22 protein-coding genes and 2 pseudogenes are annotated in these 23,268 nt (G+C 51.4%); 5 read left to right on the top strand and 19 right to left on the bottom strand.

All coding sequences use genetic code 11. The annotated features are described in order from the left end of the window. Positions 1-6: 6 nt before the first annotated feature. Genes ACH5Y9_RS07145 through ACH5Y9_RS07125 form a run of 5 tightly spaced genes read right to left on the bottom strand, consistent with a single transcriptional unit; the run spans position 7 to position 5,157 of the window. Positions 7-834, bottom strand: a complete 828-nt coding sequence (locus ACH5Y9_RS07145) for a Fic family protein (RefSeq protein WP_445369078.1) — start codon at positions 832-834, stop codon at positions 7-9. Beyond that, on the bottom strand, positions 831-1,988 hold the full coding sequence (locus ACH5Y9_RS07140) for a restriction endonuclease subunit S (protein WP_445369077.1): 1,158 nt from the start codon (positions 1,986-1,988) through the stop codon (positions 831-833). The genes ACH5Y9_RS07145 and ACH5Y9_RS07140 overlap by 4 nt, the downstream gene beginning before the upstream one ends. Then, positions 1,985-3,049: a PDDEXK nuclease domain-containing protein gene (locus ACH5Y9_RS07135; protein WP_445369076.1), complete on the bottom strand. Its 1,065-nt coding sequence runs from the start codon at positions 3,047-3,049 to the stop codon at positions 1,985-1,987. Before ACH5Y9_RS07135 ends, ACH5Y9_RS07140 begins: the two co-directional genes overlap by 4 nt. Beyond that, complete coding sequence (locus tag ACH5Y9_RS07130) at positions 3,039-4,562, bottom strand: type I restriction-modification system subunit M (RefSeq protein WP_445369075.1); 1,524 nt, start codon at positions 4,560-4,562, stop codon at positions 3,039-3,041. The genes ACH5Y9_RS07135 and ACH5Y9_RS07130 overlap by 11 nt, the downstream gene beginning before the upstream one ends. Positions 4,563-4,581: 19 nt before the next feature. Next, positions 4,582-5,157: a restriction endonuclease subunit S gene (locus tag ACH5Y9_RS07125; protein WP_415878304.1), complete on the bottom strand. Its 576-nt coding sequence runs from the start codon at positions 5,155-5,157 to the stop codon at positions 4,582-4,584. A 267-nt stretch (positions 5,158-5,424) separates the two neighbouring features. Between ACH5Y9_RS07125 and ACH5Y9_RS07120 the strand changes: the two genes are divergently transcribed. The 4 genes and pseudogenes from ACH5Y9_RS07120 to ACH5Y9_RS07105 all read left to right on the top strand — a co-directional run. Further along, the gene (locus ACH5Y9_RS07120) at positions 5,425-6,600 is read left to right on the top strand and encodes a hypothetical protein (RefSeq protein WP_445369074.1); all 1,176 of its coding nucleotides are present in this window, start codon (positions 5,425-5,427) and stop codon (positions 6,598-6,600) included. Continuing rightward, positions 6,557-8,881, top strand: coding sequence for a Mov34/MPN/PAD-1 family protein (locus tag ACH5Y9_RS07115; RefSeq protein ID WP_445369073.1), 2,325 nt, complete (start codon positions 6,557-6,559; stop codon positions 8,879-8,881). The genes ACH5Y9_RS07120 and ACH5Y9_RS07115 overlap by 44 nt, the downstream gene beginning before the upstream one ends. A gap of 11 nt (positions 8,882-8,892) precedes the next feature. Beyond that, on the top strand, positions 8,893-9,528 hold the full coding sequence (locus ACH5Y9_RS07110) for a hypothetical protein (protein WP_415878307.1): 636 nt from the start codon (positions 8,893-8,895) through the stop codon (positions 9,526-9,528). 106 nt (positions 9,529-9,634) lie between these two features. Further along, positions 9,635-10,045 (top strand): annotated as a pseudogene (locus ACH5Y9_RS07105) (helix-turn-helix domain-containing protein); the annotation flags it as partial. 48 nt (positions 10,046-10,093) lie between these two features. Here the strand turns inward: ACH5Y9_RS07105 and ACH5Y9_RS07100 are convergent. Then, positions 10,094-11,134, bottom strand: coding sequence for an IS481 family transposase (locus tag ACH5Y9_RS07100; protein WP_445366359.1), 1,041 nt, complete (start codon positions 11,132-11,134; stop codon positions 10,094-10,096). Between the two features lie 92 nt (positions 11,135-11,226). Here ACH5Y9_RS07100 and ACH5Y9_RS07095 point away from each other — a divergent pair. Further along, a pseudogene (locus ACH5Y9_RS07095) lies at positions 11,227-12,039 on the top strand (IS4 family transposase); the annotation flags it as partial. 204 nt (positions 12,040-12,243) lie between these two features. Here ACH5Y9_RS07095 and cysG read toward each other — a convergent pair. From cysG to ACH5Y9_RS07030, 13 genes are read right to left on the bottom strand one after another with little or no spacing between them, the layout of a single operon-like run. Continuing rightward, entirely contained in the window at positions 12,244-13,632 is a 1,389-nt protein-coding gene (gene cysG, locus ACH5Y9_RS07090; RefSeq protein WP_445369072.1) for a siroheme synthase CysG, read from the bottom strand. Between the two features lie 17 nt (positions 13,633-13,649). Beyond that, entirely contained in the window at positions 13,650-14,009 is a 360-nt protein-coding gene (locus tag ACH5Y9_RS07085) for a (2Fe-2S) ferredoxin domain-containing protein (protein WP_020481827.1), read from the bottom strand. Next, complete coding sequence (gene cobJ / locus ACH5Y9_RS07080) at positions 14,002-15,363, bottom strand: precorrin-3B C(17)-methyltransferase (RefSeq protein ID WP_445369071.1); 1,362 nt, start codon at positions 15,361-15,363, stop codon at positions 14,002-14,004. Before cobJ ends, ACH5Y9_RS07085 begins: the two co-directional genes overlap by 8 nt. Next, positions 15,360-15,752, bottom strand: coding sequence for a cobalamin biosynthesis protein (locus ACH5Y9_RS07075; RefSeq protein WP_171695203.1), 393 nt, complete (start codon positions 15,750-15,752; stop codon positions 15,360-15,362). The genes cobJ and ACH5Y9_RS07075 overlap by 4 nt, the downstream gene beginning before the upstream one ends. Positions 15,753-15,756: 4 nt before the next feature. After that, complete coding sequence (locus ACH5Y9_RS07070; protein WP_445369070.1) at positions 15,757-16,269, bottom strand: cobalamin biosynthesis central domain-containing protein; 513 nt, start codon at positions 16,267-16,269, stop codon at positions 15,757-15,759. After that, a complete protein-coding gene (locus ACH5Y9_RS07065) occupies positions 16,235-16,495 on the bottom strand; it encodes a hypothetical protein (RefSeq protein WP_445369069.1) in 261 nt (86 codons plus the stop codon). The genes ACH5Y9_RS07070 and ACH5Y9_RS07065 overlap by 35 nt, the downstream gene beginning before the upstream one ends. Next, a complete protein-coding gene (gene cobI / locus ACH5Y9_RS07060) occupies positions 16,488-17,264 on the bottom strand; it encodes a precorrin-2 C(20)-methyltransferase (RefSeq protein WP_033158752.1) in 777 nt (258 codons plus the stop codon). Before cobI ends, ACH5Y9_RS07065 begins: the two co-directional genes overlap by 8 nt. Continuing rightward, positions 17,254-18,561 (bottom strand): precorrin-6y C5,15-methyltransferase (decarboxylating) subunit CbiE, encoded by a 1,308-nt coding sequence (gene cbiE / locus ACH5Y9_RS07055; RefSeq protein WP_171695201.1) that lies wholly within the window; start codon positions 18,559-18,561, stop codon positions 17,254-17,256. Before cbiE ends, cobI begins: the two co-directional genes overlap by 11 nt. Positions 18,562-18,563: 2 nt before the next feature. Beyond that, entirely contained in the window at positions 18,564-19,667 is a 1,104-nt protein-coding gene (locus tag ACH5Y9_RS07050) for a cobalt-precorrin-5B (C(1))-methyltransferase (RefSeq protein WP_445369068.1), read from the bottom strand. Between the two features lie 4 nt (positions 19,668-19,671). Next, positions 19,672-20,340, bottom strand: a complete 669-nt coding sequence (locus ACH5Y9_RS07045; RefSeq protein WP_445366709.1) for a precorrin-8X methylmutase — start codon at positions 20,338-20,340, stop codon at positions 19,672-19,674. A gap of 6 nt (positions 20,341-20,346) precedes the next feature. Beyond that, a complete protein-coding gene (locus ACH5Y9_RS07040; RefSeq protein WP_020481835.1) occupies positions 20,347-21,168 on the bottom strand; it encodes a sirohydrochlorin chelatase in 822 nt (273 codons plus the stop codon). A 2-nt stretch (positions 21,169-21,170) separates the two neighbouring features. After that, entirely contained in the window at positions 21,171-21,971 is an 801-nt protein-coding gene (gene cobM / locus ACH5Y9_RS07035) for a precorrin-4 C(11)-methyltransferase (protein WP_445366710.1), read from the bottom strand. Continuing rightward, positions 21,968-23,266 carry a cobyrinate a,c-diamide synthase gene (locus tag ACH5Y9_RS07030; RefSeq protein ID WP_445369067.1) on the bottom strand — a complete coding sequence of 433 codons (1,299 nt, stop codon included), beginning with the start codon at positions 23,264-23,266 and terminating at the stop codon, positions 21,968-21,970. The genes cobM and ACH5Y9_RS07030 overlap by 4 nt, the downstream gene beginning before the upstream one ends. Positions 23,267-23,268 lie beyond the last annotated feature (2 nt).

Here is a 23,268-nt window from a genome sequence, read left to right as displayed (position 1 = left end):
ACTCCCTCACCCTAGCCCTCTCCCGGAGGGAGAGGGAACTGAACCTTGCACGATCCGCAGATAACGTTCCAAGGTGGCTTGCTCCAGGCTGGCTACCAACTCGATAAACAGGCTGTAATCGCCGCGGGTATGCGCGGTATCCAGGGCATCGTAATAAGCCAAGCGATTTTCGACCGGAATGATCACCGGCAAAAAGCCGCGCCGCATCAATTCAAAGTTCATCAACAAGCGTGAGGTACGGCCGTTGCCGTCAACAAACGGATGGATGCCAACGAAATCGACGTGCAGCCGGGCGGCGCATTCCACCGGATGCATCGACACAGTTCCCTCTCCCTCCGGGAGAGGGCTAGGGTGAGGGGAATCAAAACCAGTCGCTTCCCGATACCAATCCATCAGCCCCGCCATCGCCTCCGACACCTTGATGTAATCCGGCGGCAGATGCTCGGCGCCGGCGATCACCACGTTTTCCTGCCGGTATTGGCCGGCGTTGCGGTCGTCGATGTTTTTCAGCACCAGATGGTGAATCGATTTGATTTGCCACTCGCTCAAGGCTTCCTGGTTTTGCACGATGGCTTCGACGTAATCGATAGCTTCCTTGTGGTTGATGACCTCGAAATGCTCGCGCAACGGTTTGCCGCCGATGGTGATGCCTTCCAGCACTACCTTGGTTTCCTTCAGGGTTAAGGTGTTACCCTCGATGGCATTGGAATGGTAAGTCCATTCCAGCACTTGCTGTTCGTGTAGAGTACGAACGGTGTGTTCCGGCAACGGCCGTAGGCTATCCAGGCGGGATTTAAGGCGGTCGATTTCGGCAAAGCGGGCGATAGCGTTCATGACTCATCGACCTTCACGCGGCGTTTGCCGGTGAGTAGTTGTTCCATTAATACTATCTTCTCTTGTTTAAGATTATTTAAGTTTTCAATTAATATGTTTATTGCATTTGATGACGATCTTAATAAATCAATGATAGTTTTTTGTTCTTCGAGAGTCGGCAAATAAAATGGGGTAGCGGAAACATAGTCCCAATCCGCTCTTGGCATTTTAGAGCCAGATGTCACATGACAAGAAGCTATAAAATGATCGCTCTGAACTAAATAAAATAAATACTCAGGCAAACATATATCATTATTCGATTTCAAGACCCAGATTTCAGTTGAACAAACACCCTTAATATTTGAAAACCAAAATTTTCTTAGATAAGGACGAAGCTTTCCAAATAAAACATTGCCTGGTTCGAACAGGTTTTTAATGCTTTGCTGGAGTGTTGAATCAATCGAACCCAATAGTTCTCCAGTTAGCTGCGACAAGTGCTCCAGCTCCAAGCATGGAAGTGATTCCGAAGCATGTTTGGGATTAAACTTTTTATTAGATAACGAAGCGATATTAGAAAACTCATGCGCTTTCCACTCATCATTAAACCCTGAAATGCGTACTCGTCCAGCAAGCAACTGTTGCATCAAAGCGGTTTTCTGAGCTTTGCTGTTATCAATAAGTTTTTCGGTAATTTCAATTGCCTTGTCCCAAGTTGAGAGAATTTTTCCAATTTTTCTTTGTTCGGGTAACGACGGGATATTGACCGGGATACGCTTAAAATCGTTGAAATACAGACGCAACCTATCGGAGGTTAATCCGTAGGAATACGCCCAAAGCAAATAAATGAGCCGAGAACTTTTAAATAAATAGGAAGCGTATAAAGGATCGATGCCTTTCTTGGGCGCCAGTACGACATAGGCCGGACTTAATAATCCATCCCGATCAGCCAAACCGGATGCACCCTGCCACATGCGCATCATGTTGTAGACAATATCGTCTTTGCGCACTAACAAGTGATCTTCGTCGGATAGGTTGGTTTCCATTTTTCTATCCAGCGACTCCCGCGTCACCACCCCATTATTCATGGTGACCGAAAGCATCGGCAGGCCTGGCGTTCCGCGTTCCCGACGGCTGATAAAAAAATCCCCAAGCTTATGGTTACCTTGATAAATCATTTTTCAACTCCATCTGATCGACCTTCAGAATTATCCCCTTTTAGCACCAATCGCTGCTGTACCGCTTGCCGTTCCCGCTCCAGCTCCAATCTCAGTTCGTCCTCAGTCGGCAAATAAGGCAGATATTTGGCGGCAAACAATTGCTGGTTGTCGGCCAATACCGAGTATTTGGCGATGGTTTCGCTTTTTTGGCTGCACAAGATCAGGCCTATGGTCGGGTTGTCGTCCTCGCCTTTTTTATGCCGGTCGTAAATCCGCACATAGCTATCCATTTGCCCAACATCCTGATGGGTCAGCTTGCCGAGTTTCAGGTCGATCAGTAAAAAGCATTTGAGCTTGAAGTTGTAAAACACCAGATCGATGTAAAAATCCTGGTCGTCGGTGCTGAGGCGTTGTTGCCGGGCGACAAAGGCAAAGCCCTTGCCCAGCTCCAGCAGGAATTGCTGCAAGTTATCGATTAGGCCTTGTTCCAGCTCGCTTTCCAGAAAGGTTTGAGACGGCAGATTCAAAAAATCCAGCACATAGGGATCGCGCAGATAATCTTCCGGCCTGGTGCGCAATTCCGTGGTGTTTGCCTGAGCTTCCTGCTCGACGGCGGCCCGATCCTGGCTGGCCAGCAGGCGTTCGTAATACAACACGCCGATTTGCCGCTCCAGCGCCCGCGCACTCCAGTTTTGATCAATAGCTTCCTGCAGGTACCATTCCCGCGCCTTTGGATTTTCGACACGGATCAATAGCCGGTAATGTGTCCAGCTTAATTTGTGACGCAGTGCGTCACGATTTGGAAAGCCTAGGTAAAAGCTGCGCATGTTGCGCAGGTTGCTGGCATCGAAGCCTTTACCAAACTCCCGCGTCAGCTGTTCCGACAGTTGTTGCAACTGTTGTTTGCCGTAAGCGGCGCGCTGCTGGCCTTGCTGCTCATCTTCGACGATCAAGCGGCCGATATGCCAATAGGCCTGCACCATCTCGCTGTTGACGGTTTGATGCACCCGCTGCCGGGCCTGCTCAATGATTTGCCGAATATCCGACAGCAGTTGATGGTTTGTGGCATCAAGCGTCATAACCCAACTCTTTCAAATAGTGGTTCATTTCGATTTCCAAATCAGCCAATTGCGCCTTCAACTGCTCACGCTCCCTACGCACCGCCAGCAAGTCGATTTCCGCCTCTTCCTCGAAGGTATCGACATAGCGCGGAATGTTCAGGTTGAAATCGTTTTCCTGAATGTCTTCCAGGCTGGCCAGGTAGGCGTATTTATTCACCGATATGCGCTGGCGATAGGTAGCGACGATGTTCTGTATGTCTTCCGGACGCAGGAAGTTCTGGTTTTTGCCGTCGCGGTAGTCGCGACTGGCGTCGATGAACAATACTTTGTCGTCGGTTTTGCGCTTTTTGAATATCAAGATGGCGGCGGGAATGCCTGTTCCGTAAAACAGTTTTTCCGGCAGGCCGATGACGGCATCCAGCAGGTTTTCCTCGATCAGTTTTTTACGAATCTGACCTTCGGCTGCGCCACGGAATAACACGCCGTGCGGTACGACCACGCCCATCCGACCGGTGCCCGGCTTGAGGGTTTCGATCATGTGCAGAATAAAGGCATAGTCGCCCTTGGTTTTGGGCGGAAAGCCGCGACGGTAACGACCAAATCGATCATGCTGCGCTTCTTCGTAACCCCATTTTTCCAGCGAGAACGGCGGATTGGCGGTCACGATGTCGAAATGTTTGAGCGTCTCATCCGGATTGAGCAACTTGGGGTTGCGCAAGGTGTCGCCCCATTCGATGCGGTGATTGTCTTCGCCGTGCAAAAACATGTTCATTTTGGCCAGCGCCCAGGTGGAGCCAATGGCTTCCTGGCCGAACAGTGCGTATTTTTTGGAGCCGTTGAAGTTTTCCCGAATTTTACGGCCGCATTTCATTAACAAAGAGCCGGAACCACAAGCTGGATCGCCAATTTCGTCGCCTTCGCGCGGCTCCAGAATTTCGGCGATCAGGTCGGAGACTTCCGGTGGGGTGTAAAACTCGCCTGCTTTTTTGCCGGCACTGGCGGCAAAGTTTTTGATTAAAAACTCGTAAGCGCCGCCAATGATGTCCAGCTTGCCGATCCGCGATGGGCGCAGATCCAGGGTGGATTTATTAAAGTCTTCCAGTAGATGACGCAGGATATTGTTTTTTTGTTTGTCGTCGCCCAGCTTGTTGGAGTTGAAGCTGATGTCCTGAAATACGTCGCGCAGCTTGGTGATGTTGGCTTCTTCGATGGCGTGCAAGGCTTGGTCGATGCGCTCTCCGTTGCCGGGTTCATGTCGGCGTTCGAAGAGATTGTAAAAGCTGGCAAATTTGGGCAATACAAAGCGCTCGCTTTTCATCAGCTCTTCGATCAATTCCGGCTCATCGCCGTGCTCTTTTTGGTATTGGTCGTAGTGATCCTGCCAGACATCCGAGATGTATTTCAGAAATAGCATGGTCAGGACGTAATCCTTGTAAATACTGGGATCGACGGTGCCGCGAAAGCTGTCGCAAGCGGCCCAGACGGCTTTATTGATGTCGTCCTGTTTGATTGGATCCATGGTTTCGTTCATAGCGGGTTCTCTGGTTTTTCTAGTTATCACGCAGCAACTGGCGAGTAATACCGGTCATCGTACGCTGCATATTGTCGGTTAAGGCGGCCATCACCCGCAGCTGTTGCTGCCAAGTTTTGTTCAACGCCACGATGGCATGTTGCTTTTCAAGCGGCGGTATCGCCAGTGCCATGTTTTCCAGTTCTTGCCGGCCAATGGCTTGTACTTGGCTGCCGTGCGACGATTTTTGCAAATATTGCTGGATCGGTTCCTGATTGATCTGCCAAGCCAAGAAGCCAGGCAGAACCTTGGCCTCGCGTTTCACAGTAAGGTGAAAAAAATGCGGGGACAACACCGTGTCGAACGGCACTTCCTCCAATAACAGCGCAAAGTTGCGGTTGCCTCTGGCTGCGAACAGCAAATCGCCAGGCTTCAACCAATCCGGTTGTTTCTTCCCCGGCAAATCGGTTACCACCAAGCTGTCCCAGTTAACACCACGCTCGGCATCAACATCTTTCATCTGAATGACGCGCGCATTTCCATTGTGATCTTCTTCGATCTTACCCCGAAATGGATGGCCAACTCGGATGGTGGCGATTTGTTTTAGGAGCTTCATGTCTTGCTTACAACTTTGAGTGTATTGACGCATATCTTAGTCTTATTTTTTGCATCACACAAGTTGATGCAAAAATATACTTGACGATAAGAAAAATAGTGATAGGCTAAAAAGCGTCAATTGCATTGATGCAATAAATTATTTTTAAGAAGGGACTTGAAATGAAATTAGGCAACCCTATATTGACACTAGCCACTACATATTGTGATTTCTTTGTTAAATTATTAGAACATGCAGTGTTTGTTCATCCTTTTTAGGAGACTCAGCTTGAGTACACAAATTACATTTTTTCCGGTTGGTAACGGCGATATGACGCTGATTGAGCTTGATGACACCAGCCAAACCAAGATTTTGATTGACATGAACATCCGCGATAGCGCTGACGACGAGGCCAATGAAGATTATTTCGACGTCGGCAGCGAGCTGAGAAGTCGCCTTAAAAACGATTCGAAAGGACGCCCCTACATAGATGTTTTCCTGCAAACACATCCTGACCAAGATCATGTGAGAGGTTTGGCCAAGCATTTCCATCTTGGCGCTGTTGATGACTACAAGGAGCCCAAGGAAGGCGAACAAGCAAAAATCATCATTCAAGAAATTTGGTCGTCCCCGATCGTTTGGCGGCGCGCAGACAAACGCACTGGACACACCTTATGCCAGGATGCAAAAGACTTTAATACCGAAGCGAAACGCCGTGTCAACTTGTATAAAAACGCCAAAAAAATTGGCGAAGCTGGCGATCGCATCCGCATTATCGGCAAGGATGAAAACGGCAAAACTGATGGTCTGGAAGCGATCTTGACTGAGGTTGATAAAACCTTTACCAAGATTAATGAACGGGAAACTCAAATGATCGAAGTCTATGTCCTTGGCCCGTTGCAGGCTAAGGATGTAGAAGACGAAGATCGGCTATCAAAAAATCACTCGAGCGTCATCTTGCAATTTAAAATTGCCGCACGGCCTTACGGCTCTAAAACCAACCTATTTTTGTGTGGAGGCGACGCCGAAGTCGCAATCTGGCGCGAACTATGGCGCAAACACCAAAACGCGCCGCACTGTTTAAGCTACGACATCTTACTAACCCCGCATCATTGTTCCTGGCATACTCTGTCGGAAGACAGTTGGAGCCGTTCAAAGAACCCTAAAGTGGACGAGGAGGCAAAATCAGCACTGTCTCAGGCCGAGCCTCACGCTACGCTAGTCGCTAGCAGCAATGTCATCAAAGACGATGATATCGATCCACCGTGCTGGGGCGCCAAAAAACAGTACGAAAACATCGCCAGCAATGTCGACGGCGAATTTGTCTGCACTGGCACCAAAGACCAAGAGGTTATTGAAATCGCACTAACCCCTGAAGGCCCCCAAAAAAGCCCTAAACGGGCAAGCAACATCACTTTGGGTGCCGGAATTATCTCAAGCGCAAAACCCAAACCCCACGGTTGATCGCATGGGATTTCTGTCACAGGAACTACCAATCGCTGTGAAAGCAGCGATTGACCAAATTTCAGTTCATCCTTCTGTCAACGGTGTAACCACCACTCCCAGCAAGGATAACCAGGATAACTGGGCAATCGAAATCAACATGGACGTTCCATTGCCTCGCGACGCAAGGGATAAAGGCATAACGGCAACAGGCGTCAAGGCAACGGAATGGGTAAAAATTGTGTTTTCAACATCTTTTCCCGCCCATGCACCCTGGCTTTTCTTACGCGCCGATTTCAAGCGCGCTCACCCGCATATCAATCCGGGCAGACCAGGGGAATTAGTTTCGCCTTGCATTTATGAAGGCAGGCTTGACGACTTATTGCATGAGCCGGACTGGATAAACGGCATTATCAATCAACTCGCCGACTGGTTAAGTAAGGCGGCCACTGGCGAGTTGCTGGATTGCTCTGGCCAGGGGTGGGAGCCCATTCGAAGGGATAGCGTCGAAGGAACGATTGTTACCAATATCGCTATCATTCGCGAGTGTATGGCCAACGCCAAGACCCCGATAAGTCAATATCTTAGATATGAATATTGGCAGTCCATAGTCGGTCATTCGGGGCGGATCATTGATGAAAACACCTTATACGCCAACATCGGAGAAGCCATTCGAAAGTTTAGGATAGGAAACAATGGGCACTCGCCGTTTAGAAGCTATTTTTCGCTAGCAATCGTTATTTCAGGCGGTACCAAGAAAACGATTGATGTTTACCAGCCGGATGATGTTGACAACCTCGAGCAGCTGCTACTCAGAGCCGAAAGCTATGGCTGTCGATTAGGATTGGAAAACCGCCTGAAGGAGATTACCGAAAACATTACCCTACCTCAGATAGAGCAAACTCTGGAAGTAACAGTCCTATTCGCCGTGAAACGCCCCTGTAATCTGATAGGCGAAGACAGTGACATTGAAATCATTCCCTATGGAATTGCTTTTACCTCGGACGAAAACCACCGATTGCAATTGACTCGAACATTGGTATTCCCATTAGTGCTGATTCAGAAAGTGAGCCAACAGTTACTAGCCGAAACGTCAGATCGTAATTTTGATGAAGCCGACCGCCGCAAGGAAATTGCCATGATCGGCTGTGGCAGTCTAGGCTCAAAAATTGCCATACATCTCGCTCGCTCTGGGCATGGCCCATTTAGGCTTTATGATAAGGATTGTTTTTCGCCACATAACGTTGCGAGACATGCTGTGGCGAATCTGGCCGCCGCCGAATTCATGCTCCCCAAGGTTTGGTTAACTGAAACCCTTCTAACGCAAGTTGGAGCCCAAATTACTCAAGTCAAAAATCCTCTTGAAGATGTTATTTCCCTTTTGCAAAACAAGCCCGATCTATTTGCAAAATGTAACGGGCTAATTATCGACGCGACGGCTTCTAGTTCTGTCCAAGATGCTCTTTGCATGGTTCGCCCAAAGCAATTCGGCGCACCACTGCTGCAAGTTGCGCTGTATGGCCGTGGAACAATTGGATTCTTTGGTCTGGAGGGAAAGGATCGAAATCCCAGAGTCGACGATTTGGTTGCCCAACTTTATCAAATAGGCTTGGATTCCAGCCTCGTTGGAAACGCGTTATATCAAGCCACTAATTTTGATCGCATCAACACCGGCCAAGGGTGCGCATCGTTTTCGATGAAAATGTCTGACGCAAAAATCTCATTGTTCTCAGCAGGTATTTCAGAACGCACATCACAAATACTCGATGCTGACATTCCCGTGAACGGGGAGCTTCTGGTTGGCTTGCTTACTGAAGACGGTTTAGGAGTGAATTGGCTGCGCCAACCTACAACCAAAATCGAAATTCTCTCTATTGGTGACCAATCAAAATGGGAGCTAAGGATTCCTGTTGCCTTAAAAGATCAGATGCGCATGGAGACTGAGCAGCGCAGACCGCTGGAAACAGGAGGCGTCTTAATCGGACACATCAATTGGGGTAGACGGACTATTTATGTAACCGGCCTTCTTCCGCCTCCTACGGATAGCGAATTTCGAACGGACGAATTCATGCTTGGTATTCAGGGCCTAAAAAAGCAAATCAGCACCATTGAAAAAAATACAAGCCATACGCTCACCTATTTGGGGACATGGCATAGCCATCCGAATGGTGGCGGCGCGTCGGGAAAAGACCGAGGCACATTGGCGGAACTGACGAGAGAACGAGGCAACGTTCCAAGCGTCTGTTTAATTTATCGGCCAAACGGGTTTATAGCAGTACAGGGTCCAGTCACAAATCCATAGGAGAATATCGAATGCCATCGTTAAAAACGCTCAACATGCCAAGCATCGTTCCTGTTGCATTGATTAACTCAGGGCTGTTGTATTTCTTCTCACAGGGAGTCGAAATAGATACTCAAATCGTTGCTTCATTTCTGACCAATTGGAAACTTTCCGGACTTGCCGCAGCTGGATCGACAGCAGTCATCGGAGCATTGAGCCTAATGCTTCCAAGACAGGTTAAAGATGCACTGGTTTATTTACGCTGGCCCTACGCAGCGCCAGGTTACCGGGCATTTTCAATCTATGCCCAACGCGACATGCGAGTAGATTATGATCGATTAAAAGCAGAAATCCCTGAGTTGCAAGATCAATTGTCTTTAACGCCAGAAATTGAAAACAAGGTTTGGTATCGAATATTTAAGAAACACGAAAAAGTCCCAGCGGTTTCCCATGCGCATCGCATGTGGTTAATGTTCAGAGATCTGACATCATTAGCTTATCTATTCCTCGGGGCATTTATTATTGCTGGTCTGTACTTCAAACCTGATGTCAACTGGGCATTTTATTGGAGTATTGTTCTGACGGAACTAATGGTTTTTTGGAGCGCGGCCAGGAATTCAGGCGGCCAACTTATTTGCAACGTTTTGGCATCGGCGTCAACACAATAAAGTGTATTAGTCACGACTTGATCTGACACATCGACTTGAAAAGATGAGAGTTACCGGTTTTGATAGGGGTGTCGAATCCTTACACAAAACACAAAAGGTAACTCTCATGATCCATACAAACAATCCGATCATTAAACACAAAGCGGGGCTGTTAAATTTAGCCCAAGAACTGAATAACGTCTCCAGAGCCTGCAAGGTGATGGGTGTCTCGCGCGATACGTTTTATCGTTATCAAGAGCTGGTAGCCGAAGGTGGCATTGATGCCTTAATCGACAAAAACCGCCGGTCTCCGAATCTGAAGAATCGCGTCGATGAAAGCATTGAGCTGGCAGTGAAAGCCTATGCGGTTGAGTGGCCAGCGCATGGACAGCATCGAACCAGTAATGAACTGCGTAAACAAGGAGTATTCGTATCCGGCAGCGGCGTTCGCTCCATCTGGTTACGGCATGACCTGGAGAACTTTAAAAAGAGGCTTAAAGCACTGGAAGCCAAGGTAGCCGCCGAAGGGTTTGTATTAGCTCAGACCTGATCTGACAGTTACCGTTTTTGCGGGGTGTCTGTCAGATTAGATTTGGTTCAGATTTTTTTGAGCCCAAATCTGTTTTCCATCCAGCAAGGTATCCATCGGCGTTCTGCCGTTGCACATTTTGCCCTGATGAGTTCGGTCATTGTTGTAATAAACCAGCCATTCGTCCAGATCTTTTTGGAGTTGATCCAGGTCGCTATAGAGCTTTTTGCGGAACGTGACCTGATAGAACTCCTGCAAGATGGTCTTATGGAAGCGTTCGCAAATCCCATTGGTTTGCGGTGACATGGCCTTGGTTTTGGTATGGTCGATGTCGTTGATCGCCAGGTATAGCTGATAATCATGCTGTTCGACCTTGCCACAATATTCTGTGCCGCGATCCGTCAGAATGCGTAGAACGGGTAATGCGTTGGCTTCGTAGAACGGCAATACTTTGTCATTCAGGATATCCGCTGCGGTAATGGGCGTTTTGGTTGTATACAACTTGCAGTGTGCGACTTTGCTGTAGGTGTCCACGTAAGTCTGCTGGTAAATCCGCCCAACCCCTTTGAGGTTGCCAACGTAAAAGGTATCCTGCGAACCCAGGTAACCGGGATGGGCTGTTTCGATTTCGCCGCAGGCTTGATCATCCTGCTGCTTTTTCTCCAACGCCGCAATCTGCGCATCGCTCAGCATTAACCCTTCGGCGGCTACCTTGGCTTCCAGTGCTTTAAGCCTCTTTTTAAAGTTCTCCAGGTCATGCCGTAACCAGATGGAGCGAACGCCGCTGCCGGATACGAATACTCCTTGTTTACGCAGTTCATTACTGGTTCGATGCTGTCCATGCGCTGGCCACTCAACCGCATAGGCTTTCACTGCCAGCTCAATGCTTTCATCGACGCGATTCTTCAGATTCGGAGACCGGCGGTTTTTGTCGATTAAGGCATCAATGCCACCTTCGGCTACCAGCTCTTGATAACGATAAAACGTATCGCGCGAGACACCCATCACCTTGCAGGCTCTGGAGACGTTATTCAGTTCTTGGGCTAAATTTAACAGCCCCGCTTTGTGTTTAATGATCGGATTGTTTGTATGGATCATGAGAGTTACCTTTTGTGTTTTGTGTAAGGATTCGACACCCCTATCAAAACCGGTAACTCTCATCTTTTCAAGTCGATGTGTCAGATCAAGTCGTGACTAATACAGTTTATGCACTGGATTCGACCACGATTGATCTGTGTCTGTCCGTGTTTCCCTGGGCCCAGTTTCGCACCACCAAGGCAGCAGTCAAATTGCACACCTTGCTGGATTTGCGCGGCAGTATTCCAAGCTTAATCCATACCTCCGACGGCAAAATGCATGACGTCAAGACGCTCGACTTGCTGATACCCGAACCGGGAGCTATTTATGTGATGGATCGCGGCTATGTCGATTTCGCCAGATTGTATATCTTGCATTTGACCGGTGCGTTCTTCGTAACGCGAGCCAAATCCAATCTGGATGCTCATCGCATTTATTCAACCCCAACCGACCGTCACCTCGGTATCATCTGCGACCAAACTATCGCACTCGATGGCTTCTATACCCAAAAAGACTATCCTCAACACTTGCGCCGTATTCGATTTAAAGACCCGGAAACCGGCAAGACGCTAGTCTTTCTAACCAACAACTTTACCTTGCCATCGCTAACGATTTGCACGCTCTATAAAAGTCGATGGCGGGTCGAATTATTCTTCAAATGGATCAAACAACATCTTCGTATCAAGTGTTTCTATGACACCTCGGAAAATGCCGTCAAATCCCAAATCTGGATCGCCGTCTCGGTTTATGTCCTGGTCGCCATCATCAAAAAACAACTCAATCTGGATGCTTCTCTCTACACTTTGTTACAGCTTTTATTGGTCACTTTGTTCGAGGAAATCCCCATTCAACAGGCCTTACAGGGCATCGAATACATATCCGATCAAAATACCTATTCTAACCAATTGAATCTATTCGATTCTTAACCGGACACTAGTGATATCTTGGTGGTGATAACGCATTCTATCCTTATCCGAGGGTTGACATCCGAGGCTAAATTTCATCAGTTCTTGAACATAAACTCGCTATCGTCTGTTGATTGGCTCGTTTTTAAGAATCTCATATTGTTCCTAATGAGACCGTTTACCAAAAAGCCTCAGTTTCGGGTAATGCTAACCTCCACTTGTGATTTAGTCCGAACGCTGAAACCAATCCAATTGTTGATGGAGTGTAACTACCGAACCGACAATAATCAGCGTCGGCGGCGTCATCTCGGCCTGTTCCACACGACTGGGCATATCTGCTAGTGTTCCGGTTAAAACCCGCTGGTTTCGGGTCGTGCCTTCCTGAATGACGGCAATGGGGTGATTGGCCGGACAACCGTACTCGATCAGAGATTGGCAGATGATTCCCAATCCAGCCAGTCCCATATAAATCACAATGGTTTGATTGGGACGAGATAATTGCTGCCAGTCGAGATTGATACTGCCGTCTTTTAAGTGGCCGGCGACAAATGTGCAGGATTGAGCATGATCGCGATGGGTCAGCGGAATGCCCGCATAGCTGGCACAGCCTGCCGCTGCAGTAATGCCAGACACAACCTGAAAGCTGATCCCTAGTTGTATAAAGGACTCGATTTCTTCACCCCCACGACCAAAGATAAAAGGATCGCCCCCCTTTAATCGGGCTACCCGTTTGCCGGCCAGGGCTAAATCAATTAACAGTTGATTAATCGACTCCTGCGGTAGGCTATGGTTATCCCTCTGTTTGCCGACATAGATTTTCTCGGCGTCTCGTCGGGCCATATCGAGCACTTCTATAGAAACCAGCCGGTCATAAACAATAACGTCTGCCTGCTGCAGCAGACGCAAGGCTTTAAACGTTAATAAATCGGGGTCGCCAGGACCGGCGCCTATTAAATACACTTCACCCTGATTTGCTGTAGGGTCAGCCTGCTGCAGTTGCGACCGCAGCAATTCTTCCGCTTCGCTCTGCTTGCCTACAAAAACTAATTCAGCCACAGGCCCTTGTAAAATCTTTTCCCAGAAAACTCTACGCAGACTCGGTTGTACAATGCGTTGTTTGACCAATAATTTGAATTTTTCAGCCAATTGCACCAACAGGCCAAACGATGCCGGAATGGCACTTTCCACCCTGGCGCGTAAAAGTCGCGTTAATACGGGAGATACACCACTTGAGGATATGGCGATAAGTAGGGGCGAACGATCAATAATGGCCGGGAATATAAAGGAACATAACGCCGGATCATCAACCACATTAACGGGGATTTTCCGCTGATTCGCCAACTTGGAGACCTCTATATTCGTGGAGCGGCAATTGGTAGCGGAAACCACGAGTCCCATACCGTCGATATCCTCATGCGTAAATGCTTTTTGACGGATAACGATTTGATTCGAATGATTCATAGCAGCTACCGTGTTACCAATTTCCAAAGCAACGACGACGATGTTTGCTCCAGCTCCGACCAGTAATTCAATTTTTCGCGCCGCAATTTCGCCAGCGCCTACCACCAAACACGTTTGGCCTTTAACTTTTAAGAAAAGAGGAAAATAATCCATAACGCTTTGTTTTACTGCTATGGAACCGAGCAAGTACTTTGATGATAAATCAGCGCTTCGACAGGTCGACCGCCCACCAAATGCTCGTCAATGATGCGCTGTAAATTGGTTTCATTGACGTTGTAATACCAGACGCCATCGGGCTGTACACACATGATGGGACCGGATTTACAGGTGGCAAAACAGTGGGTGCGGGTGCGCTTAACCCTGAGTTCGCCTTTGTCGATGCCGGCCGCTTTGAACTTCTCGCCCAGGGTTTCGAATAAGGCCTGCGCTTCGCCATTTTCGGTGCAGCGGGGGCCGGTACACACCAGCAAGTGGCGTTTGTAGTCACCCATTTTGGGTTTTTCCGGCATGGGGATGGTGTTATCAGTCATGGTGGGTTGGTTCCAAAACAGTTGGGGCGCTAAATTGCGCTCGGTCATCGCGGTAATGTTGTAGGGCTGTGCTGTCGAAGCCTGCTTCGTCAGCGACTAACCATAAGTTGAATAAGGCGTCGCCGTGTTGATCGAGTACCTGAATGCCATAGGTTTGATCATCACGGCTGACAAACCAAATCTGCTGCGTTTTGCGCCAGTCGATGTGCAAATGAAAGGCGTCGTTGACGATACTCATCCAGCCGTTTTTGTTTTGCAAATCAGCGGCCTTGATCAACAATTCCGCCACGGCGCCCGCTTCGCTGCGCACCACAGCGCGTAATTTGCCCCAAGCCTGGCATGATTCCAGCAAACGATCATGGCTGTCCGGGATTGCCCGTTGCGCGCAGAACAGGCCGGCTTGATCGCCCGGCGTGGACTGGCTGACGGCATCGAGAATCTCCGCCAGCGGTTGCGCGAAGTATGCTGCCGCCTGTTGCAATGTCACCTTGGGCGTGTCGCGCAAATATTGCCGCACACAAGCTTTCCAGCCCTCCAAACCCATGCTCAGCGAACGCCCCGCCTGCTCGCCTGCGCGGGTTTCGCCGGTCATGGCGTCATATTTATTGGCATAGCCGCGCGGCGTCACCATCAACCCTGCGCGGACGAAGGTACTGCTATTGCCGACCAACACCGTGGTCAACATGCCGATGTCGCAATCGGCCATCTCCGCTAAGCGTACGAGCTGGATGTGTTGCCGAGCACGATAACCGGATTTAACGATGGCAACCGGCGTGTCCGGGCTCCGATGACGCAGCAATATAGTTTGCGCTTCGACGATATGCTGCGTGCGGCGACCGCTTTTCGGGTTATACAAAGCTACCACGAAATCCCCGCGCGCCGCGCTTTCCAGGCGGCGGGCGATCACCGGCCAAGGCGTCAACAAGTCGGACAGCGAGATCGAACAAAAATCATGGGTCAGCGGCGCTCCGACCAGGGATGCGCAACTCGACAACGCGGTACTACCGGGGACCACTTCCACCTGAATTGGATCATCCGGCGTCCAACCACTGTCCAGCAGCAGTTCGTAAGTAGGCCCGGCCATGCCGTAAACACCGATATCGCCGGACGACACCATAGCGACGATTTTGCCCTGCTTGGCATGTTCATACGCTTCGATACTGCGATCGAGTTCTTCGGTCATACCTTTTTTGATGACTTCCTTGCCATCGAGCAAGTCTTGCACCAGTTTGATGTAGGTGCTGTAACCAATCACCACGTCCGCTTCCGCAATCGCTTGACGAGCGCGGGCAGTCATGTGCTCATGCGCGCCGGGGCCGATGCCCACCAGTAAAATTTTGCCTGCTTTTTTCATTTGATTCTCGCTATCGAAACGGTGGCGTTCTTGCCGTCCGTGCCGCAATATTTATGTTTCTCGACCAGTAAATCCGACAATTCGGCATTGGCCGCTCTCAAAGCGGCCGCTTCCGCCACCGCCGGAGTACCCATGTATTTCATGACCACCTCGGATGGATTCGGTACCGGGATGGCGGCCAAGACTTCTGCCGGGTAAAAAAACAACGGCCAACGGTGTAGTTGGGCCAGTTGTAACAGGGCCGCTTCGTCGTTTTTTTTGTCGATGCTGGCCAAACCGGCTACCGCTGACACGCCTAGCCCGCATTGCCACAAAGCCTGAGCCAAGGCTTGCCGTAAGGTTTCCAGGCTGGCATTGCGGTCGCAACCCATGCCAATCATGACTTTCATACGCTTACGCTTGATCCCTGGGCGGCCGATACACCACCAATCGCTCAGCCAGTTGTTGCCAAACAGCCGGATCGATTGCCCGGTGTGTGACCCATAGAATTGACCGGTATTGTTCGGTGTTGACGTCCTCAAAGCGCTGGAACAGATGAATATTGGCCGGTAACGGCGAGGGCCGCGTCCACCAATTTGAGCTGCCGGCTTCCTGCACGAAGGCAATTGGCAGTTGATTGACCACGTCCGCCGACACACGCGTGATGTTGACCTTAGGGGCTTCCACTTGCCAGCCCAGTTCACGGCCCAAGATATCCACCGGAATGGTTTTGCCCACGTCCGATGCGGTGGTCAGTACCGGCGTGGCATTTAGCAACGCGGCGACCTTTTCGGCATAAGCATTGGCACCGCCGACATGGCCGGATAGCACCGGGATCACGAATTCGGCGGCATCGTCGATCACCAGCACACCGGGATCCACATCCTTGGATTTAAGATGCGGCGCAATCAGACCGTACCACCGCACCGAGCGACACCAGAAAAATAATTTGGTCGTAGGCTGCGAACAACTCGCCGAGTTGCGCGCTCAACGCCCCCTGATACACGCGGCGCGGATTGGCAAAATCACCCAAATGTTCGGATTGCTTCTCCGACACCACCACCTCCGCTTCGGGGAGTTGTGGTGCCAGGCGAGTGGCAATCCCGGCGCCGTGTTTGGTAATCGCCACCAGGGCGACACGCACTTCATTCATCGATTGAGTCCTTTTTCTTGCGGCAACCGCGCTGCATTTCGCTGCGCTGACGGCCTGGGTTTTTGATGATAAGTAACGACAGATAATTGACCTTTTGCCCCTCGAGGCTGGCGATGTCGTGCACCATGCGTTCTTCCGGCGCCCCGGCTTTTTCGATAAACCAGCCTTGACCGAGCAAATCACGGCGGCGCAGCAAATCGATTACATCGTCCAGCAAAGGTTTGACCTTAAGCAGCACCAAGGTGTCGAAATCCTCGAGCAGGCGTTCAATCTGATCAATGCCGTATCCGGCGGGGATGATGGCGATAGTGTCATCAACATCAGCCAGCGGTTCGCCACTACGCGCCGCAGCGGCATGAAACGACGACACCCCCGGCACGACTTCCACGGTGACATCGGCTTGCAAAGCACGCACGCTGCGTTGCAAATGGCCGAAAGTGGAATAGGTCGAGGCGTCGCCCTCCACCAGAAACAACACATCCTCGCCGCGTTGTAATAGTGCCAACACGGTTTGTGCTGCTGCCAGCCAGTAACGGGCCAGAATCTCGGCATCGTGAGTCATTGGAAAATGCAGCTCGCTATGTTCGACAGGCAGTTTCAGGCCGGCGCGCAAGGCTATATTCAAGGCATAACTGTCGCTATTTTTCTTGCGTACCGGATAGGTCCAGTGCCGGGACCCCGATAGTAAGTCCCAGGCACGGCGGGTAATCAGGCCAGGGTCGCCGGGGCCGAGTGAGACGCCGTAGAGTGTGCCGAGTTTAGTGTTCATCGTGACCGAATAATATGGGCTGTAAAGAATGGGTGGCAGATACGATCCACACTGGATTTTCGGCCTGCATGCGATGCATATTGAGAATCGGGCTACTACGCGAGGCTTGAATCTGACAGACGTCCCAGTCTGCGCCGAGTTGTTTCAGGGTATCGACGGCGGTGGACAGGTTTTCCAGCGTGACGAAGTTCATCACCAGCCAACCCGCCGGGCGCAAACGCCCTAAACACAAGGCTATCAATTCCGCCAATTCGCCACCGGAACCGCCGATGAATACTGCATCCGGATCGGGCCAGGTGTCGAGAAATTGCGGCGCCTTGCCATGCACTAAGCTGTAATTGCTGATACCCCAGGCAGCCTGATTCTGTTCGACATTAGCCATGTCATCGGCGTTTTTTTCGATGGCAAAGACATGACCCTCCGAACACAGCCGCGCCGCCTCCAAACCCACCGATCCGGAGCCGGCGCCGATGTCCCAGACAATACTTCGACGCGCCAATTGCATCCTCGCCAACGATACCGCACGCACTTCGCGTTTAGTGATCAGGCCTTTTTCCGGCTTGCGCTGCTGAAAGCTGTCGTCGCTGACGCCAAACAATACCGGTGCGGACAAAGCCGTTTTGCGTTTTAGAATGACGACGTTGGGATCGAGATAACGGCTTTGAGCGACCTCCGCGATACTCAGCCAGGCGTTGACTCGCTGTTGCGGCTGCTTTAGAGCTTCAGCAATCGCCATTTCGAACGCATCAGCCAAGCCTTCGATTTGCAATAAGCGGGCGATACGTGCCGGGGTGTTGTCCGGGCTGGTCAATATCGCCAGCAAATCGTGTTTGCGGCAGCGCTGAGCTAATTCGTACAAGCCATGCTCCGGCGTGGCCCCGCCCAGCCATTCACCGGCATCCTTGCTGTGGATCGAAACGATAGCGGCGGTTTGCCAAGACAATTTCAACTCGGCAAAGGCTAGTTGTATCGTACTTAGATTGGGCAAGATGCGTACCCTTCTGGACTCCAGCTTGCCGGCCAGGAAACCGGCGATGCCGTGGCACAAGGGATCACCAGTCGCTAGTACAGCTACTGCTTCATTTTGTGCCAACGCGACATTGATCCAGTCCGGCACTTGTTTGAGTTGCCCTGTTAAGTCGTAGTGTTTGGCCTGAGTAATGTCTTTAGCCAGCGTTGCCAGCAGACGGCTGCCGGCGATGACATGCTTTGCTTCGCGCAATGCCTGCAAGGCCTCCTGGCTCAGGCTGGTGACGCCGTTGTCTAGTACGCCGATAAAACTGCACATCGCTTGCATGATCAATTCCTGCCGGCTTCGGCCAGTTTGTTGCCATCGAAATCGCACACCAGAACACTGATGTGAAAACCGCCGGGATAACGGTTTTCCAAGGTGGCGATGACTCGGTTAGCCAGTTCGACATGAAATTCGTATTCCAACCCCAACTCGGCCATGCATTCGGAGGCGTAGCGAGCGGTTTCTTGAGCAGAGATGGCGTCGCACACATCGTCCGGCGCACCGATGCTACGGGCAATATCAGCGACCAGTTCCACGTCGACCGGGGCGCGACCGGCATGCGTAATGGTTTCACCCTGAGCCATTTTGGTCAGCTTGCCGACCATACCGCCAATGATGATGTTTTGAATGCCGCAACGAGCGGCGGTGTCCAGTGCCGGTGTCAGAAAGTCACCCATTTGCACGAAACAGCTTTCATCCAGGTCGGGCAATTCGCGCATCACGAATTTCTCGGTGCGGCCGCCGGTGGTCAGCACCACGCTAGCCTGCCCCTGATTGGCCGCAACTTCCACGCCTTGCACCACGCTAGCCCGAAACGCCGCCGTGGAATACGGATGCACGATTCCGGTCGTACCTAGAATCGAAATACCGCCGATAATGCCCAAACGATAATTCAGGGTTTTTTTCGCCATCTCTTCGCCGCCCGGCACCGAGATCGTTACCTGTAGACCTCGGGTTTTTAGCGCTTCGGCGGCGATCAGACGGATGTTATCCTCGATATTTTTGCGCGGAACCGGATTGATGGCCGGACCGCCGACCGCCAGCCCCAAACCGGGCCGAGTGATCAGGCCTATGCCCGCGCCGCCTTGCAATACGATAGTGTCCGGTTGTTCTATCCACATCACATCCGCCGTCAGCCGAGCGCGATGGGTGCAGTCCGGATCGTCGCCGGCGTCTTTTTCGATGACAGCATGTGCTCGGTCGTTCTGTACGAAGCTTTCTTCGACTTTGAATGCCACGTCTTGCCCATTGGGCAGCACGCAGTCGATAGTGTCCGGCACGTGCCCATTCAGCAAACCCTGCACTGCCGCCCGTGCAGCTGCCGCCGAACAGGCGCCGGTGGTGTAACCCTTGCGGGTACCTTTGGGTTTGCGTTCCGGCATTGCCATGTTATCAGCCGTTTTTCTGCCGGGTTTCCGCCAAGCTCAACAAGGCATGAATCGCCGCGACGACCAATGTCGAGCCGCCCTTACGTCCACGGGTGATGATCCATGGCACATCGGCTAATTCGGCGAGTAAATCCTTGGATTCCGCTGCAGAGACAAAACCGACTGGCATCCCGACGATCAGTGCCGGCTTGACGCCTTCTTCTTTGATCATCCGCAACACTTCCAACAGCGCGGTCGGTGCGTTGCCAACTGAGACGATACCGCCGGCGATTAAACCAAGGCGCTGCGCTTTACGCATGGCTTGTACCGCGCGGGTACTATTGACCTGTTTGGCGGCGGCTATGACATCCGCATCGGCGATGAACTGGCGGGCGCTGATGCCAAAATGCGCCAGGCGCGGCTGCGATAAGCCGACGCAAATCATTTCCACGTCGGCAACGATAGGCGCACCATTTAAAATGGCTTGAATACCATCTTCGATTGCATGCGCGGAAAACTCGGTCAGGCCATTGAATTCAAAATCCGCAGTGGCGTGGATCATGCGACGCACCACTTGCCATTGCCCATCGGAATAATGGTGCTCGCCGACTTCGCGGTCGACGATGGCAAAGGAATCGTGTTCGATTTGTTGCCCAGCCTGGGTCAGTTGTTCGGTTTGAATGTTGTGGCTCATGGCTAATCAATGATGGTGGTGATGTTCGGCTTGCTCGCGATACTGACAGCCGTCGCATTCCAGCATTTTCGGCGCGAGCGGGTCCCAGGCTTCGGTAACCCGTTGATCCAGCAATTTAAAAATGGCCGGATCAAAACCAAAATACGTACCGGCACCGAAGACAATCTGCGGATATTGGCTTTGCAAGCGTTCGATTTGTTTGCCGATGCGCTCGATCAGCAAGCCGGTAAACAGGTAATAGGGCAAAATCGCAATCTGCGTCATGCCCAGTCGTACTTGACGTTGCACAGCGGTTTCCAAACGCGGATGGGTAATACCGGTGAAGGCAATGTCGACGAGTTCATGCTCGGTAGCTTCAAACAGCCAACGCCCCAGTTTTGCTAGTTCGCCGTTGGCGACTTTGTCGGAGGAGCCGCGGCCTAAAATGATCACGCCGGTAGTTTTCGGGTCTGGCATGGCCAAAGATTTGAGTGCCGTTTTGAGCTGTTTTTGCAGAATGGCCAGCAAGGTTTCGTTGCTTCCTAGATGCGGCGCGTAGATGAATTCGACCGCCGGAAAATTTTCGCGGGCCTCCTCGATATGCTCGGGAATTTCCATCTTCACATGCCCGGCGGCGCTGATGATCAGCGGCACGACTATCACGCGGCTAGATCCTTGCGCGGCGCGGCTCAATCCTTCTTCCAACAGCACCTCGGCGAGTTCGATATAGCACAACTCAATGCGCCAGTCAGGGTGTTGCGCCTGCCATTGTTGTTGAAATTCGCGAATTTCATCATTGCCGGCCTGATTGCGCGAACCGTGGCCGACCAAGAGAACTGTGGTTGTCATGCTTATTCCTTAGGCTGAGGCCGCTCGGCGCGGCGAAAACGATGGGTAAAACCGGCATCATAAAGTTTGGATTTTTTTAACGATGGCCAGTGCCGCGCGCCCAAGGCGGGGCTGATGACGATCATGGCCTGACTGTTGATTTTGGCGGCCCGGCAGCGTTCGCGAATATCAGCCAGGGTGCCGCGAATAATCTGTTGTTCACCCGGCCAGCTGGCCTTATGAACCACCAATACCGGGGAATCATCAGCCCAGTTGGCGGCTTTTAATTCGCGCTCGATCAAGGGCAACAAGGTGATCGATAAAAACAGGCACAGCGTGGTGTGATGGCTGGCCAGTTCTTGCAAGGATTCACCGTCCGGCATCGGCGTGCGGCCTTCAACACGGGTTAAAATCACGGTTTGCGTGACTTCGGGCAAGGTCAGGCTTTCCACCGCGCAAGCCATCGCGGCGAATGCCGACGAGACGCCCGGCACTACTTCGACGGCAATATTGGCCGCATCCAGCGGTTGCACCATTTCGATTAATGCGCCATACAAGCCAGGGTCGCCGGTTTGCAGGCGAATGACGGTTTTGCCAGGACCGGCTTGTTCGGTTAGCCAGTTGGTAATCTGCTCCAAAGTCATGTCTTTGGAATCTTTGATCACGCAAGCGCTTGGGGCCCATTGCGTCGCTGCGGCCTGTACCAGCGAGCCTGCGAACAAAATGGCATCCGCTTTGGCGATTAAGTCGCGGCCTTTGACGGTGATTAGATCGGGGTCACCCGGACCTGCGCCGACAAACCACACTTTAGGTTGAATGCTCATAGAAAAAATCCAGCCGCGACCTGGGGGTTGAACGGAAAGTAGGTGTGCAGATAAGACGCTTGCAACGAACCCAGCTGATAAAAGTTTTCGTTACGGCGACGATTGCGTTGGGGCTTCGATTCGGTGAACGGCTGCAGTGTGGTTTCCAGTTGCGAGTGATGAAAGCTATGCCCGCGAATTTCACCTTGTTCCAACTGCACGCTGTGCATGCCAAGATTGACCAGCCGTTTTTGCATCTGCGCGCTAGCGGGTAGTAATCCTGCCATCGCTGCCGCATTGCCGTCTTTATCGGCCAAACGTTCCAGCAAATATAAAAAACCGCCGCATTCGGCGTAAATCGGTTTACCGGCTTGATGATGTTGCTGCAAGGCTTGTTTCATGGCGACATTGTCGGCCAATGTTTGGAGATGTAGTTCCGGGTAACCGCCGGGCAGGTAGATACTGTCTGCCTTGGGTAATGCCTGGTCTGCGAGCGGCGAGAAAAACGTCAGTTCAGCGCCCATGGCTTGCAAACAATCCAGATTTGCTTGATAGATAAACGAAAATGCGGCATCGCGAGCTACCGCGATACGCTTACCAGTCAGCAATTTCGGCGGCGGATCGGTAGTAATCGGCGCGAAGGCGACCGGCTGCGGCAATCGGCACGGCGCAAGGTTGCTGAGCAATTCGGCGGCTCGCGCCAGGCGAAGATCGAGATCGCCGATTTCGTCGGCCTGCAACAAACCCAGATGCCGCGAAGGTAAGCCGACCGCGTCGTCTTTCGCCATCGCCGCCAGTAGCGGCATGCTGTCCGGCAAGGCTTCTTCCAGCAATTTAGCATGACCCGGACTGCCTACTTTGTTGGCGATGACGCCGGCAAACGGCAAGTTGGCTCTGTAATGGGCTAAGCCATAAGCCACAGCGGCAAAAGTTTGTGCCATGCCGCCCGCATCGATGACAACGGCCACAGGCACGTCTAGTGTTTGTGCCAAATCGGCGCTGCTGCTATCGCCGTCGAACAAGCCCATGACACCTTCAATCAAGACGATGTCAGCGTCGGCGGCGGCGTTATAAAGCATCTCACGGCAATGCGCTTCGCCCATCATCCATAAATCCAGCTGATAAACCGGTTGTTCGCAAGCAAAGCTCAATATTTTCGGATCGATAAAATCCGGGCCGGTTTTGAACACGCGTACCTTGCGGTTTTGCTGGCGATGGTAATAGGCCAAAGCCGCAGTAATGGTGGTTTTGCCTTGCCCGGAGGCAGGGGCGCTGATCAATATCGCCGGGCAATGGCGTGTTGCAGTAGCATTCATCA

Source organism: Methylomonas sp. BW4-1 (genome assembly GCF_052474385.1).
This window is presented reverse-complemented; position numbering and strand designations above follow the sequence as displayed.